This window comes from Chthoniobacterales bacterium, from assembly GCA_018883245.1.
Taxonomy (GTDB): Bacteria; Verrucomicrobiota; Verrucomicrobiia; order Chthoniobacterales; family JACTMZ01; genus JACTMZ01.
Genome location: VEQL01000034.1, coordinates 17,496 through 30,553 on the forward strand (window position 1 = coordinate 17,496; position 13,058 = coordinate 30,553).

Here is a 13,058-nt window from a genome sequence, read left to right on the forward strand (position 1 = left end):
CCTGGACGCAGGTGTCCGCAGAAACAAAACACCCGCGCATCGCCGCGCGGGTGTCGCAGAGTAAATAGCGCTTTGTTGCTTAGGAAACTTTCGCCCTCTGCCGGTGGAGGTTGGGTTTCACGCAGGCAGCGACTTGGGGGCCGTTCTTGAATGATTCGCCAATAAAATCCGCAATTTTGGCGATCGTCGCGACGGGGTCGGCAACGAGGTCGGGATAGCTCACTTCGAGCAACTCGACGCGTTCGCTTTTTTGCATGGCTTCGCGGATTTGGCGGCTGTGGTGTTCCTGCGTTTCGATGAGGTGCTGTTTTTCGGAACGCGGTGCCTTGCCCTGCCGCGCCAGCATGGCCCACTGCGAATCGATGACCTGCGACACCGGCCGCGTCATGTAGATGATTTTGTAGCGGTGCTTGCCGGGCAACGCGGGGAGCAGCGCGGAGATCACTTTGACCGCCTTGCCTTGGGCTTTCTCGAGGATTCGCGGATCTTTCGGGAGCTTCTTGATTTCTTCCCACTCCCAATAGCCTTCTGGGTTGTCTTCGTCGGCGGCACGTTGTCCGTCGGTCATGAGCGGGATGCCGCCGGCTTGCAGGATCTGCATCATGAGCGAAGTGCCGGAGCGCGGGAGGCCGGAGACGAGAAGAAAATCCATCGGCTCGATGGCGTCGTATTCGGCTTTGCGGCGGTCGATTTCGGCCTGCTTGATTTTGTCCTGCTCGGCGCGCACCGCCTGCCGGGCGGCAAATTCCCGCCGCGTCACCGCGAGTTGCGTGCGCTGCTTTTCCTCGACCAACTGGCGCTGCATACGGGCCTGCGCTTCGACGGCGGCCGCTTGGTCCGGACGGTCGAGGGTGCGGTAGACGCGGGAGAGCAGGCGGTAGGCGCGGAAAAATTGCGGGTCGAGCCGCAGGCAATTGAGCAACGGACGCTCCGCTTGCTCCCATCGCCCGAGCTGGGCCAGCGCGGCGCCGAGGAGGAAATGCCCGAGTGGATTGCCGTATTGCAGGCCGATGGCTTCGAGGGCGGTGTCCATCGCCTCCGACGATTGTTCCCGGTGCAGATGCAGGCGCGTCAGCGTGAGCAGGGCTTGCGCATTGTGCGGATCGGCGGAGAGCACTTTGCGCGCGGCGGCTTCGGCCTCGTCCCAGCGGCGCAGGGCCGTGTAGCTTTGCGCCAGCATGAGTTGGAGCTGGATGTCGTCCGGATCTTTCTCGCGCACGATTTCCAGCGCGGCCAAGGCGGACGCGTAGTCTTCTTTTTGGATGGCGATGGAGGCTTTGATCAATTGCGCCCGTTCGGTGGCGGCAAAACTTTCCAAGGCCCGATCGATGGTGGCTGATGCTTCGTCGAGCAGTCCGAGTTGCAATTGGCAGCGGGCCAGCATCTGCGCGAAGTCGGTGCGCGAGGGCACGGCGTGGAAACAATCCTCCAGCAGCGGCAGCGCCATGTCATGGCGTCCGCCATGCATCGCGGCGCGAGCCATGTTCCAATTGTTCTCGCGCTCGGTGCCGGCGACAGCCTGCCCCGGATCGTCGGGAATTTCATCGATGTAGCCGAGGGCCACGAATTGCTCGAGCAGGGCCTTGTTGGCATCGTCGCCTAGGTCGGCGCGCGCCTTGGCCGCGCCCTCCGGCTTTTCCCACGTCGGCACGGTCTGCGCCGGACGTTTCTCCGTGAAAATTTCCTCGAGCACGCGGCCTTCCATGTCGTCGCCGACCGGCAGGCCGAAGTGGTGCAGGATGGTCGGCGTCACATCGAGCAGACGCGCGCCGAAGAGCAGTTCGTCCTTTTGGAAACCCGGACCGCTGGCAATGAACGATCCCTGCGGACGGTGCCACACCGTGATGCCGGCGGGGACGCGCGGGGTGAACTTCGGACGCAGGTGATCACTGTGGAAGCCGTGGTCGGAGACCAGCATGACCGGCGTGTCGGGTCCGGCCAACTGCAGCAACCGCTGCAGCATCAGGTCGTGCAGCCGGTAGGCGCCCACGACGACATGGCGATACATCTCGAAATCGGCCTCGGGCACACCGTCCATCTTCGGCGGATGATACGGCATGAACAGGTGGCAGATTTCGTCGATCGCGCGGTAGTAGACGGCGAAGAAATCCCAATCCGGATCGGTCTCGAGCAAATGCACGGCCGCGTTGTGCGCGGAAAACGTCTCGGCCAACTTGCCCGCCAGCATCCAGAGACGCTTGTCTTTGTCTTGGTCGACCTTATCCCCCTCCGGCACGAAAAGACGGATCACTTGATCGGGATCGACATCGTGCGGACTGACGCGCAGTTCGTTGAGTTCCTTGTCCAACTCCGGCGGCCAGTAGGTGCCGGGCGGCGGCGGAGGCCAGTCGGACGGCGCTTGTTCGGGCCCCTTCGGCTTCACGTGGCAGAACATGTTCGACACCACCTTGCCCGGCAGGTCGCGTTCGCCCTGCGTGGCGAACCAGCTGACCACGTGGCTGCGCAGTCCGCGCTCGGCGAGTATTTCCCACACCGTGCGGCAACGGCGCGTGGCTGCCGAGACCGGCACGACCGCTTTGCTCCGCGGGTCCACCTCGGTGAAACCCGGCACGCCGTGGTGGTAGGCCATCTTGCCTGTGGCGATCGACGTCCAGAGCATCGGCGAAAGCTGCGGCTCGAGCGTAGTGATGTTGCCGCTCGTCCCCGCCTCGACCAACCGCGCCAAGCCGGGCAAATGCCCTGCATCGATCAACGGATGCATGATCTTCCAATCGGCGGAATCCCATCCGACAAGGAGAAGACGTTTGCGGCTCATGAGCGGAGGGTAAATCCCGCTTTCACCGCCCTGCGTTGCGCAGCGGAGCGATGAGGGCGTATTCCCCGGGCGTGAGCAGGTCGGGATTGATGCGACGGGCCACCACGAACGCACTCGGATTGCCTTGGGCGTCCAGCAAGGCCGCGCTCACGGCCCGCAGGCCGGGACGCAAGTAGCCGGCTACGACATCGAAGTCGTCGAACACCGCCGCCGCTTCCTTGCCCCGCCCCGCCTTGAGCAAAGCCAGCGCGTGGTTGAAACGCGCGTCCACGTCCTTGGGATTGGCGGCGAGCGCTTCGGCGGTGACGGACGGATCGATGCCCCCGCCGTTGAGCAATTGACTGTAGCGTTCGTAAGCCAACACGGAGGTGGCGGAGGGCGCGGCTTGGCGGGCGGCGACGAAAGCTTGGTCGAGCTTGGCGAATTGCCCGCCGCGTCCGAAACGATCGCGGGCCAAACGGAAGACGTTGTCGGCCGCAGCGGAGTCGCCGCACAGTTCGATCAAGACCTCGTCGGCCACCGGTTGCAAGTCCTGTGCGTCGGCCACGCGGATGGCGGGCACCAAGCGTCCCTCGCGCAGGGCGCCGCGCAGGGCAGTGCGGGCCAGTTCGGCTTCCTCGCTGCGGCGGCCGAGTTCACGGGCGGCGCGGGCCTGGGCGAGGAGACGCATGGCGTTGGGTGCCTGGCTCGGGGCCGCGGCCAATTTGTAGAGTTCATCCCACCGGCCGAGATTGGCCAGGGCCGCCGCACGCACGCCGAAGATGCCTTCGTCCTGCGCGGCTTCCGCGGCGGACGCGGTGATCAAGACTTGATCGGTCATCCCGCGGCGCAACATCCACCGTGCAAACTCGGCCTGCTGGGGCAGCGGCGCACCGATAAAAATCAAGTTCAACTTGTTGCGCAACGCCTCGGGAGTTTCCGCGCCGCTCACGGCGAGAAATTCCGCTGCCGGCAACAGCGCCGGATTCGATGCCTGTGCGTTGCGCCACGCGGCGGCCGCCCACGCGGATTTTTTGTCGTCGGGGAAATACGCGGCCCCCAATCCCAGGGCCAGCGCGTCATCCGCCGCCGGGCTGTCGATCAACCCGTCGATGAGACCGGCCATTTCGTTCGCCGCGGCCAGGTCCTGCGGCCCACCGCGCCGCGGCCCCGGCATCAGCGGCCCATACCGCGCGGCGAGCAGTTGCAGGAGTTGCAGGCGCAAACGCGGTTCGTCCTTTGCCGTCGCCGCGGCGCGCGCTTCCGCCACGGCCTGCTCCAAGTTCCCGCCGCGCACGCTGCGTTGGGAACGCAACTCGGCCGCACGCACGGTTCCGCCTTGCGCTTCCAGTGCGGCGATGGCCGCGGCAAATTGCTCGTCGTTGCCGTGCAGGGCCATGACCTCCGCCCGCGCATCGATCTCATCGGCCGAGAGCGCCTCGCCTCCGGCCATCTCCTCCCACATCGCCACCGCGTTCGGGTTGCCCAGACGGCTTTCAATGAGCGCGGCCGCGCGCTTCACGGCCGGGTCCGAGGGCCGCAAGTTCATGGCCGAGGCGATTTGCAATCGCGCGAACCGCGCTTGGCCCGCCTCCGCATTGTCCAGCGCCTTGGCCGTGAGGTCGCGCGCCCGCCAGCCGCTGAGGAGATAAAAGCCGACCGCACCGAAAACGATCAACGCCAGCACCAAGACCGGCACCCAAAGCATGACGCGGCGGAGGATGGCGCGAAAATACGTCCGGTGCTGGCTGCGTCGGATCGGCCCCGTCGCCTCGCGCCACCAGCGGATGAAAAAATCCGCCGTCGAGGAAGCGGCGCGGGCCAGAATATTTGGTTGCTCGTTCGGCATTGTGAAAACACCCGCACTTGCGTGCGGGTGTTTGGCAAATCAATCGCGCCGTGAACGGATCAAGCGGCTTCTTTCTGCGTCTCGCTGCGGCGCTTGCGCCAACCGGCGAAGGTTGCTCCTCCAGCAAGCAACGCTGCCGCCGCCCAAGTGCCGGGCTCCGGCACGGCTGCGGGCGCGAATTCGCCGATCTCCAGTGTCATGTATTTCTGGCTGGAAGCGTTGACGATGTCGGTTTGAAAAGGCGCCCCCGTCGCGAAGAAATCGGAGAGTGACTTGTTGCTCCAGACGATCGTGTTGGTGCCGAGGTCGGTTACTCCAGACTCCAGTGACAGCCACAACCAATCGGCGGCGACATCGAAATACACGTAATCCAAGGGGGAGCCAGGTTGCAACACCCCGCCGGACAGAAACGAGCCAGAAAGACTGGTGAACGGGGACGTCGACGAAACTCCACTAAAGAGCTGGTATGAGTCATTATTGACGTAGTTGGTGGAGGCTCCGTAGGCCAGTGTCACCGCACTGTACGATGACCAACCTCCATACGCACTGATGTAAACTTCGCTTGGGTTGGGGGTCACTACCGCAGGGGATCCCCATGCCCCGCCGAGGGTGCCGCTGAGAGTCGCGGTGACATCTGCGCCCGTCTGCTTGAAGGTCAAGAGCAACTCGGCGCGCGCCATTCCGCACAATGCCAGAAGGGCAACTAGGGTGTATTTGGTTTTTGTCATAAAGTTTGGGTTTTGAGGTTTGGTTGAGGTGATAGGGTTTCGGGGAGGACGCATCAAGCGGCTTCTTTCTGCGCTTCGTCGCGGCGTTTGCGCCAACGGGCGAAGGCCGCACCTCCGGCAAGCAACGCTGCCGCCGCCCATGTGCCGGGTTCGGGAACTGGTTCCGGGATGGGTGCGCGGGCGCCAGCCAAGATGCCCACACCGGGTTGCTCCTCATAGGCACCGGAGAGAATCTGAAACTCGTTCGCCGTGCTCGACCATGTGACTTCCAGCCAGCCGTAGGTGTCGGCGAAGTAATTGCGGAACCCTATGTAGCTGCCCGGGCCGAAATCAGGGGCGACAGTGGTGTCGTAAAAGGTGTATCGGAACAACGTCTCCCAGAAATGACTGCTCCATGTTGCGGAGCCGTCGATTAATGTGTTGCTGGAGAAGTTGCGCGGCGAGGTATTTCCGCCATCAATGGCCAAGTAGAGACCACCTGCAGCGGCCAAGCCCATCCAAGTGGCCGGAAAGTTGTAGGCGTTCATCGTTCCCCCTCCGGCGAAAGGGAAATTGTAGAAGTTTATAACACTATTGAGAGAGACTCCCGCGTTGGTTCCGCCCATGTTGAATTCGCCAGGGCCGGTGCCGATGCCGATGTTGACGATCGCAGCGTCGGAGTTGGACGTGGCGGCGAACGAAGCGCCCACGCCGGCCGCGAAATAAGCGCCGAGGCGCGCGGATTGTTTGGTGGTGAATTTGGACTTTGTCATAGTCGTTGGGATTTGGAGGGATGGTGGAATTGAGGGGAGGTGCAGGGCGCAAGAAAGTTGCTCTTGCCTCAGCAACTGTGACGCAAATCGCGAATCGGCGGTAGTCCCCTTGAGAGGGTAATTTGCCGGGGAGCCCGATTACCCTGCGGAGGGGACTTGTCGGCTTGGCGGGAAAGGCGAAGACTGCCCCCGTTGCGCGCTGAGAACCGCGCTGTAATTATCCGCATGGACAGGCCCTCCACAGAGCGCGAAAAGACCGGTGAACTCCACTGCGTCGTCGTGGAGGACCAAGGGCTCTTTCTCGAGATTCTCGGCGCCGTGCTCAACATGCATGGCGGCCTGCGCGTGGTGGGCACGGCGCGCAGCGTGGCCGAGGGCAAGGCGTGCTGCGCAAAACACCGGCCGGATCTTCTCGTGCTCGACTTGGTTCTGGCCGACGGCAGCGGACTCGACGTGGCCGAACTCCTGCTGCAAGTCAACCCGGACGCGCGCGTCATCATTGTCTCGGGTAAGGCGGCGGAGTTCGTCTGCCCCCGCTGGCTCGACAAGAGCCTGCAAGCCGTGGTGAGCAAGAATGACACCTTCACCGCGCTGCGTGTGCAGATCGAGGACGTGCTGGGCGCCGCCCGGCCGTCGGTGGTGCGCCGCGGGGAAAAGATCTTTGCCCACAAACCGCTCACTTCGCGCGAGGGCGAGATCTTCGCCCTGATGGGCGAAGGGCTCTCAAGCAAGGAAATCGGCCAGCGCCTGCATATCTCCGAACACACCGTGCACGAGCACCGCAAACGCCTGGCGGTGAAGCTCGGCACGACCGGCAACGAACTCGCCCGCCGCGCCATCGAGCAGCGCCAGACCTTTCCCGCGCAGGGGTAAGGCAGACGGACCGCTGAGGCCAGCCGTCCCTACCGGAAAAACAATTTCCCCCATGGTAGGGTCGGCTGGCCCAGCCGACCGTGTATCTTTTTTTCCTTTTTCCCTCAGCGGCAGACGGCAAGGAACGCCGAAAGCTGTGTTTCCACATCGGCCAACCGCTCGGGCGGGATGGCGCCTTGCTTGGCAAGTTCCTGCAGTTCGCCCGCCGAGGCACTCAGCGCGGCGGCACCGAGGGCGCCGGCGCTGCCGCACAGGTTGTGCATGCGCCGCGCGGCGGATTCGCGTCGTCCGGCCGCGAGATCCTCGCGCGTTTGGACTATGACATCCCCGAATTGCTCGGCGAAGATACCGAGCAAGCGGCGGTGGAACGCAGGATCGATGCCCTCGAGCACCGGAGGGCCCCCGCCCCTCGGATCCAGATACCAGCGGGCCACTTCGTGGAGTTGCGCTTGTTCCAGCGGCTTGAGCAGGTGCTCGTTCAGACCGGCTTTGCGGCTTTTCTCCACATCCTCGGGAAAAGCGCTGGCGCTCAGCGCGATCATCGGCACGTGCGCGTCGAGGGCACGGATCTGGCGGGCGGCTTCGCGTCCGTCCATCAAGGGCATTTGCACGTCCATGAAAACCAGATCGCACGGGTGACGGCGGAACTTATCCACCGCCTCGCGTCCGTCGGATGCCGTGACGACCTCCGCCCCGGTGGCCGCGACCAAGGTTGCAAGGATCTCGCGGTTGACGTCGCTGTCGTCGACGACGAGCACGCGGCGACCGGACAAGTCGGGGGACACCGCCTTAGCATTCCGTTCCGGCGCAGGCGGGGCGGGCGCGGCACACGGCGGGGCGGAAATTTCGAAGTAAAAAGAGCTGCCGCGTCCCGGTGTGCTCTCGACGTCGAGGCGTCCGCCCATCAACGCCACCAGTTCCTTGCTGATGGCCAAACCCAAACCGGTGCCGCCGTGGCGGCGGGTCGTGCTGCTGTCACCTTGGGCGAAGGGCTCGAAGATTTCGCGTTGCGCGGCCTCACCCAAACCGGGACCGGTGTCGCGCACTTCGCAGCGCAGGCGCGCCTCACCGGCCGGTTGCACGGCCAGCGTGACCGATCCCGCCGAAGTGAACTTGATCGCATTGTGCAGGAGATTGAGCAGGACTTGCTGGAGCCGGAGTTTGTCGCCGCGGCGCCATTCGTGCGGAGCGACGCCGATTTCGACCGTGAGCGGCAAACCTTTTTCGCGGGCCGCGGGTTCCATCAGGGCGGCGGCATCCGCCACGACGGCCGCGGGCTGGAACGCGGTTTGCTCGAGGGTCATCTTGCCGGCCTCGATTTTGGAGAAGTCGAGGATTTGGTTGAGGATGCCGAGCAGCGAGCGGGCCGAAGATTCGATCTTGCCGAGATAGCCCGCGAGCCGTCCGCCTTCGTCGTGCTGCTGCGCCAGTTCGGTCATGCCGATCACGCCGGCCAACGGGGTGCGGATTTCGTGGCTCATGTTGGCGAGGAAGGTGCTCTTGGCCCGCGCCGCTTCCTGCGCCCGCTGTGAGGCTTCGCCCAGTTCCCGCTCGCGCATCTGAATGGCCTGAGCCATGGAACGGAAACGCGCGTCGATCTCGGTGAACTCGCGGAAGCGCGCGGGCTCCGGCGGTTCCTCCGCCTCCCGCTGCCCCGCTTCGATGTCGCGCATCTTGGCCGTGAGTCGCGAGAGCGGACCCAGCAGCGATTGCTGCAAACGACGGTTCTTGAACCACAGGAAAAGCCCCAAGGCGACGGTCGCCGCCGCCCAAAATAGCGCGAGAGCGCGGCGTTGGATATCGAGCAGACCGGTCGGGATAAACGTGACGAGGTGTCCGCCGAGCAGACTTGGCTCGGAAACGACCGGAAACCACTTTTTGCCTCCGGCCTCGAAAGTGCGTCGCACCGACGGCTCTCCCTCCCAAGAACGCGGGTCGAAGGTGTAAATTTCCAGCTCGGGATCGCTGCTGGCTATGACATAGCCTTCGCGGGTCACGAGCAGCACGGGCGTTCCGGAAAGCTGGGAGTAGTCGACGAGAAACTTCCGCAGGAATTCCAAATCGAGGCGGCCGACAAAAAGACGGTTGCCGCGGCGCACCGCCAGATAGACGCTCGCATCACCGTCCTCGTAACCGCGCAGGATCGACGAGAAGCCCGTGTCCGCCCCCGCCGCACCGAGGTAACCGGCGACTTGTCCGCGGGAAAAAGTAAAACCGGGGAAGACACGGTTGTCGGGGGCCGACTTGTAGATTTCGACCACGCGCAATTTGTCATCGAGCAAGTAGACATCGGAGAACGCGGTGAAATATTCCAGCACCGCCCCCGAGCGGTCGCCCTGCGGAAGATCGGCGAATCTTTCGAAGGCGCGCTGGATTTCGCCCAAGCGGTTCCCGAGAAACAACTCGATCTTGTCGGCATCCGAGACCCGCAGCTCGAGATACTTGCGGGCCAGGTCGCCGAGCGTGAGCCACACAATGGCCAGCAGCAGGGCCGACATGGCCAGAAAGGCGGCGGCATCAAGAGCAAGGCTGTAGCGGGAGAAGCTCGAAGGGATCGTCCGCTTCATTGGAGTTCACGACCCACGTCGTTGAGAAAGTGGAATTCCTTGGTCGTATCACCGTAAGCATCGAACGACACCGGCCCGAAGCTCGTCTCGTGCACCGGGGTGGAGAGTAAGTAGTCACGCACACTCGCGGGCGTGCGGTGACCCTGGGCGAAAGCACGGTCGAGCAATTCGAGGGCCTGCCGCACCATGATGGCCATGGCTTGCGGCTTGTAACCGAAACGCGCCTCGAAACGGCGGAAGTAGTTGTCGAGCGCCGGACTTTCGGCCCGCGCCGGAAAATGACTGGCCAGCGTGATGTTGCCGATGGCCGCGCCGGCCACCTCGAGAATCATGGGCGAACGCGCCCACGGGGTGAGCAAGATCGGGGCTTCGGGATGCAGCGAGTGGAAAAGCTGCGTGATATTGCCGATAGAGGTGTGGAAGTCGCCGGCCAGCACATAGAGCGCGTCGAAGGGCCCGGACATCAGCGGGCGCTCCTCGTCGGGACGGAAAGCCGCAATGTCCGTCTTGTGGTGCGTCACGTTCCACCGGCCGGATCGGGCCATCTCGGCGGCAAAGACGTCATAGGCCGGATCCGTGTAGGCCACGTTGTTGCTGTCTTGCACCACCAACAAACGTCCGCCGGGCATTTTGTTCAAATAGGCGGCCAGCGCCCGTTGCTCGGCCGGCGCATCCGGAATGATGCGCAGCACATAATCATCCTGACCGCTGGTCACGGGGGAAATCGACGAGGTGTTGATGACCAGCGCCCGCCCGTCGCGGAACTTCGGCGCATTGCCGACAAAAACCGAGGACGGTTGGGTCGTGACGAAAAATTCCACCCCCTCGGCCATTGCGTTCTCGAAGACGGTCTGTCCGTCACCCGGCTTGATCCCGTAGTAGAGAATGCGCGGCCGGATGAGCGTGCCCGGGTTTTCCTCGAAAAAAAGATCCGAGGTGTTCAGCTCGCTCGGGTCGAAAACGATGTCCGGCACCAGCGGCGCATCGATCCCCACCACGATGACGTCATCACGTTGCGACCACCACCAGAGCGCGGCAACCGCCAACGCAACCGCCAGCGGGAGGAGAAATTTCAGGCGCAACATCGGGCCAGTATAGCAATTCTGGACCGCGTGAACACAAACCGGTGTCGGATGTGGCAGTGCGGGGCCTACGGCTCGGAGAGGCCTACATCCCTCCAGCGCACCGCGTTGTCCGGTTCAAGAGACTGGCCCGGCGGCACGCTCGACGAAATGCTGCTCAACACCAGCAAGCCCGAAGGCTCGGGCATCGGCCTCTACATCGTGAAGACCGCCGTGGAAAACCACCGCGGAACCATCACCATCGGCCGCTCGCCCCTCGGCGGCGCCGAATTCCGCATCACCCTGCCGATAACATTTGCGACCTGACCCGCGGCTACGCAAAAATCCCGCAGCACTGGAGGCCGGCGGTGGAATCCGGTTTGCGGACGCCAGACAGCGGGAGTAACCTTCTCAATATGAAATTCATTACTTCGATCACACGCGACGAAGACGGAATGTGGATCGTGGAGTGTCCCGCGATTCCGGGTTGCGTCAGCCAAGGAAAGACCCGGGCCGAAGCTCTCGAAAACGCGCGCGAAGCCATCGCAGCTTGCCTGGAGGTCCGCGCGGAGCGCGGCATGCCGCTGACGGTGGAGACCGAGGAGTTGGAAGTGGTCGCCTGATGCCCTCGCTGCCGAGCGCCAGCGGTCGCGAAGTCGTCAAGGCGTTCGGCAAGGGCGGGTGGGAGTTTGCCCGGCAGAAGGGAAGTCACATGAATATGGTGAAGCCCGGGCAAATCGCCTCGGCCGCCGGCGAAAAACTCAGCGCGCTCATGACCCTCGACCATCTCCGCGAGCGCGCCGCACGTGCCAATCGGCAAGACTTCATCGACTTTCTGGAAGCTTTGCCGGACGTGCCGCCCATGCCGGGCGACGACATCTGATACCAAGTCCCGAAGCTTTCATACTTTTGACATGCTCGGTAGGGACGGCTGGCCCAGCCGTCCGCACCTCTCTCACAGAAGTGCAGCGGTCCGCTGGGCCAGCGGACCCTACCCCGAGAGAATGCTGTTATGTCAACATGCACGGGGACTTTGGTATAAAAGCAACTCAGGGCGCGTCACGAATCCCGCAGCAAAAACAAAACACCCGCACGTCTCCATGCGGGTGTCGCGAAGTGAGCGGCGCTTTGTCGTTCAGGAAGCCTTCGCGCGCTTGCGCCGGTCAGCTTGGCGATGGGGGGAGCAAGCCACAGCGGCTTGAATTGCTGTGGATCACGGGGTAATTCTATTAATATGAGCACGGTTGTCGAAATAGAATCAGCCATCACTAGTCTTCCGAAAAAGGAATTCTGGGAGTTGGCTAGCTGGTTTGATGACATCAAGAACCGCGCCTGGGATGAGCAGATGGCAGCGGATGCCGAGTCCGGAAAACTTGATTTCCTTTTTGATGAAGCCGCAGCGGAGCGCGCGGCAGGCAAACTGAAAGACTGGCCCGCCGGATCATGAAGTCCCGCGCCACGGCGCGTTTCTGGAAGCTTTACGAAGCTCTTCCTTTGGAAGTCCAAGCACTGTCCACCAAAACCTACCGCTTGTGGCGTGATAATCCGCAGCACCCGTCTCTGCACTTCAAGCAACTCTCCGGACGCGGCGGCCGTTTCTCGGTCCGCATCGGCATTCACTACCGCGCTGTCGGATGGAAACCGGAGCCTTCCGCGATCGAGTGGGTGTGGATCGGTTCCCACGCCGAATACGACAAGTTGTTAAGCTGAGGACGACATCGCGCTCGGAGAGCGCGATCCAACTGACAGCGCAAAAAAATCGAGCGGTAGGGCGCGCTCTTCCTGTGGAACTGCGATTTCCCGCTCGCCGCAACCGCGCAATTACAAATCGAGGGCGTAACTAAGCGCGTTTTTGCGGCCAACCCCAGATCGGCAAGCCAAACCTCGCCGGGTTCAATCCGCATCGATCATGTCCAAGACTTCCTGCTCCAAATGGCGGGGGCCCAGGAAGGAGTCGATCAACCTCCTTCCGAACTTGGTCGATGTCCCTCGGAACTCGATCGACCGAGCTTTTTAGGAGATCGACCGAGTTATTTTCTCGATCGATCAAGCTCGGAACGAGATCGATGAAGCTTTTTGCTCGGTCGATGAAGATATTTTGGAGATCGACGTCCTTCCGAAGGAGATCGACAAAGAAATTTTCTCGGCGCACTTCCTTCGGAACGAGATCGACGGAGATATTTTCTCGGTCGATTGAGTTATTTTGGAGATCGATCTCGCTCTGAAGGAGATCGATGAAGAAATTTTCCCGGCCGGCGGAGATATTTTCTTCGTGCGAGGAGAAATTTTCTCGGTCGTCCGAGTTTTTTTCTCCGTCGATGAAGCTCGGAAGGACGTTTTTGCTTGCGCAAGCGTCGCTCGGGGACGATGGGTATCGCAAAGCCAGCCCACGGCAAAAAAGTTGGGGCACCCGGCTGCAACCGGATGCCCCGCCCGATCAGAACAGGATCGGAGACTGTGTAGGCTCAAGCGT

Annotated in this window: 13 protein-coding genes; 6 read left to right on the top strand and 7 right to left on the bottom strand. The window is 62.8% G+C overall.

What is annotated here, in order from left to right:
* Positions 1-79 precede the first annotated feature (79 nt).
* The 4 genes from FGM15_10875 to FGM15_10890 are packed head-to-tail and all read right to left on the bottom strand — an operon-like array spanning position 80 to position 6,084.
* Positions 80-2,776: a tetratricopeptide repeat protein gene (locus FGM15_10875; protein MBU3666361.1), complete on the bottom strand. Its 2,697-nt coding sequence runs from the start codon at positions 2,774-2,776 to the stop codon at positions 80-82.
* Positions 2,777-2,798: 22 nt separating this feature from the next.
* Positions 2,799-4,604: a hypothetical protein gene (locus tag FGM15_10880; GenBank protein MBU3666362.1), complete on the bottom strand. Its 1,806-nt coding sequence runs from the start codon at positions 4,602-4,604 to the stop codon at positions 2,799-2,801.
* A gap of 59 nt (positions 4,605-4,663) precedes the next feature.
* Positions 4,664-5,332 carry a hypothetical protein gene (locus FGM15_10885; GenBank protein ID MBU3666363.1) on the bottom strand — a complete coding sequence of 223 codons (669 nt, stop codon included), beginning with the start codon at positions 5,330-5,332 and terminating at the stop codon, positions 4,664-4,666.
* A gap of 53 nt (positions 5,333-5,385) precedes the next feature.
* Entirely contained in the window at positions 5,386-6,084 is a 699-nt protein-coding gene (locus FGM15_10890; GenBank protein MBU3666364.1) for a hypothetical protein, read from the bottom strand.
* A 225-nt stretch (positions 6,085-6,309) separates the two neighbouring features.
* Here FGM15_10890 and FGM15_10895 point away from each other — a divergent pair, with 225 nt between their 5' ends.
* Positions 6,310-6,957, top strand: a complete 648-nt coding sequence (locus FGM15_10895) for a response regulator transcription factor (protein MBU3666365.1) — start codon at positions 6,310-6,312, stop codon at positions 6,955-6,957.
* A 104-nt stretch (positions 6,958-7,061) separates the two neighbouring features.
* On the opposite strand, the gene FGM15_10900 is transcribed toward FGM15_10895, so the two are convergent.
* On the bottom strand, positions 7,062-9,524 hold the full coding sequence (locus FGM15_10900) for a response regulator (GenBank protein MBU3666366.1): 2,463 nt from the start codon (positions 9,522-9,524) through the stop codon (positions 7,062-7,064).
* Entirely contained in the window at positions 9,521-10,609 is a 1,089-nt protein-coding gene (locus FGM15_10905) for an ABC transporter substrate-binding protein (GenBank protein ID MBU3666367.1), read from the bottom strand. Before FGM15_10905 ends, FGM15_10900 begins: the two co-directional genes overlap by 4 nt.
* A 48-nt stretch (positions 10,610-10,657) precedes the next feature.
* Between FGM15_10905 and FGM15_10910 the strand changes: the two genes are divergently transcribed.
* The 5 genes from FGM15_10910 to FGM15_10930 all read left to right on the top strand — a co-directional run bounded on the left by FGM15_10910 (position 10,658) and on the right by FGM15_10930 (position 12,295).
* Positions 10,658-10,912: an ATP-binding protein gene (locus tag FGM15_10910; protein ID MBU3666368.1), complete on the top strand. Its 255-nt coding sequence runs from the start codon at positions 10,658-10,660 to the stop codon at positions 10,910-10,912.
* 89 nt (positions 10,913-11,001) lie between these two features.
* Positions 11,002-11,208: a type II toxin-antitoxin system HicB family antitoxin gene (locus tag FGM15_10915; GenBank protein ID MBU3666369.1), complete on the top strand. Its 207-nt coding sequence runs from the start codon at positions 11,002-11,004 to the stop codon at positions 11,206-11,208.
* 89 nt (positions 11,209-11,297) lie between these two features.
* The gene (locus tag FGM15_10920) at positions 11,298-11,468 is read left to right on the top strand and encodes a toxin-antitoxin system HicB family antitoxin (GenBank protein MBU3666370.1); all 171 of its coding nucleotides are present in this window, start codon (positions 11,298-11,300) and stop codon (positions 11,466-11,468) included.
* A gap of 351 nt (positions 11,469-11,819) precedes the next feature.
* A complete protein-coding gene (locus FGM15_10925; GenBank protein ID MBU3666371.1) occupies positions 11,820-12,032 on the top strand; it encodes a hypothetical protein in 213 nt (70 codons plus the stop codon).
* Entirely contained in the window at positions 12,029-12,295 is a 267-nt protein-coding gene (locus FGM15_10930; GenBank protein ID MBU3666372.1) for a hypothetical protein, read from the top strand. Before FGM15_10925 ends, FGM15_10930 begins: the two co-directional genes overlap by 4 nt.
* A gap of 130 nt (positions 12,296-12,425) precedes the next feature.
* Here the strand turns inward: FGM15_10930 and FGM15_10935 are convergent, their stop codons facing one another.
* Positions 12,426-12,965, bottom strand: a complete 540-nt coding sequence (locus FGM15_10935; GenBank protein ID MBU3666373.1) for a hypothetical protein — start codon at positions 12,963-12,965, stop codon at positions 12,426-12,428.
* Positions 12,966-13,058: the final 93 nt, after the last annotated feature.

Bases quoted from the DNA above. Each gene is read 5' to 3' on its own strand.
- FGM15_10875 (MBU3666361.1), bottom strand. From the start codon at position 2,776: ATGAGCCGCAAACGTCTTCTCCTTGTCGGATGGGATTCCGCCGATTGG.
- FGM15_10880 (MBU3666362.1), bottom strand. From the start codon at position 4,604: ATGCCGAACGAGCAACCAAATATTCTGGCCCGCGCCGCTTCCTCGACG.
- FGM15_10885 (MBU3666363.1), bottom strand. From the start codon at position 5,332: ATGACAAAAACCAAATACACCCTAGTTGCCCTTCTGGCATTGTGCGGA.
- FGM15_10890 (MBU3666364.1), bottom strand. From the start codon at position 6,084: ATGACAAAGTCCAAATTCACCACCAAACAATCCGCGCGCCTCGGCGCT.
- FGM15_10895 (MBU3666365.1), top strand. From the start codon at position 6,310: ATGGACAGGCCCTCCACAGAGCGCGAAAAGACCGGTGAACTCCACTGC.
- FGM15_10900 (MBU3666366.1), bottom strand. From the start codon at position 9,524: ATGAAGCGGACGATCCCTTCGAGCTTCTCCCGCTACAGCCTTGCTCTT.
- FGM15_10905 (MBU3666367.1), bottom strand. From the start codon at position 10,609: ATGTTGCGCCTGAAATTTCTCCTCCCGCTGGCGGTTGCGTTGGCGGTT.
- FGM15_10910 (MBU3666368.1), top strand. From the start codon at position 10,658: ATGTGGCAGTGCGGGGCCTACGGCTCGGAGAGGCCTACATCCCTCCAG.
- FGM15_10915 (MBU3666369.1), top strand. From the start codon at position 11,002: ATGAAATTCATTACTTCGATCACACGCGACGAAGACGGAATGTGGATC.
- FGM15_10920 (MBU3666370.1), top strand. From the start codon at position 11,298: ATGAATATGGTGAAGCCCGGGCAAATCGCCTCGGCCGCCGGCGAAAAA.
- FGM15_10925 (MBU3666371.1), top strand. From the start codon at position 11,820: ATGAGCACGGTTGTCGAAATAGAATCAGCCATCACTAGTCTTCCGAAA.
- FGM15_10930 (MBU3666372.1), top strand. From the start codon at position 12,029: ATGAAGTCCCGCGCCACGGCGCGTTTCTGGAAGCTTTACGAAGCTCTT.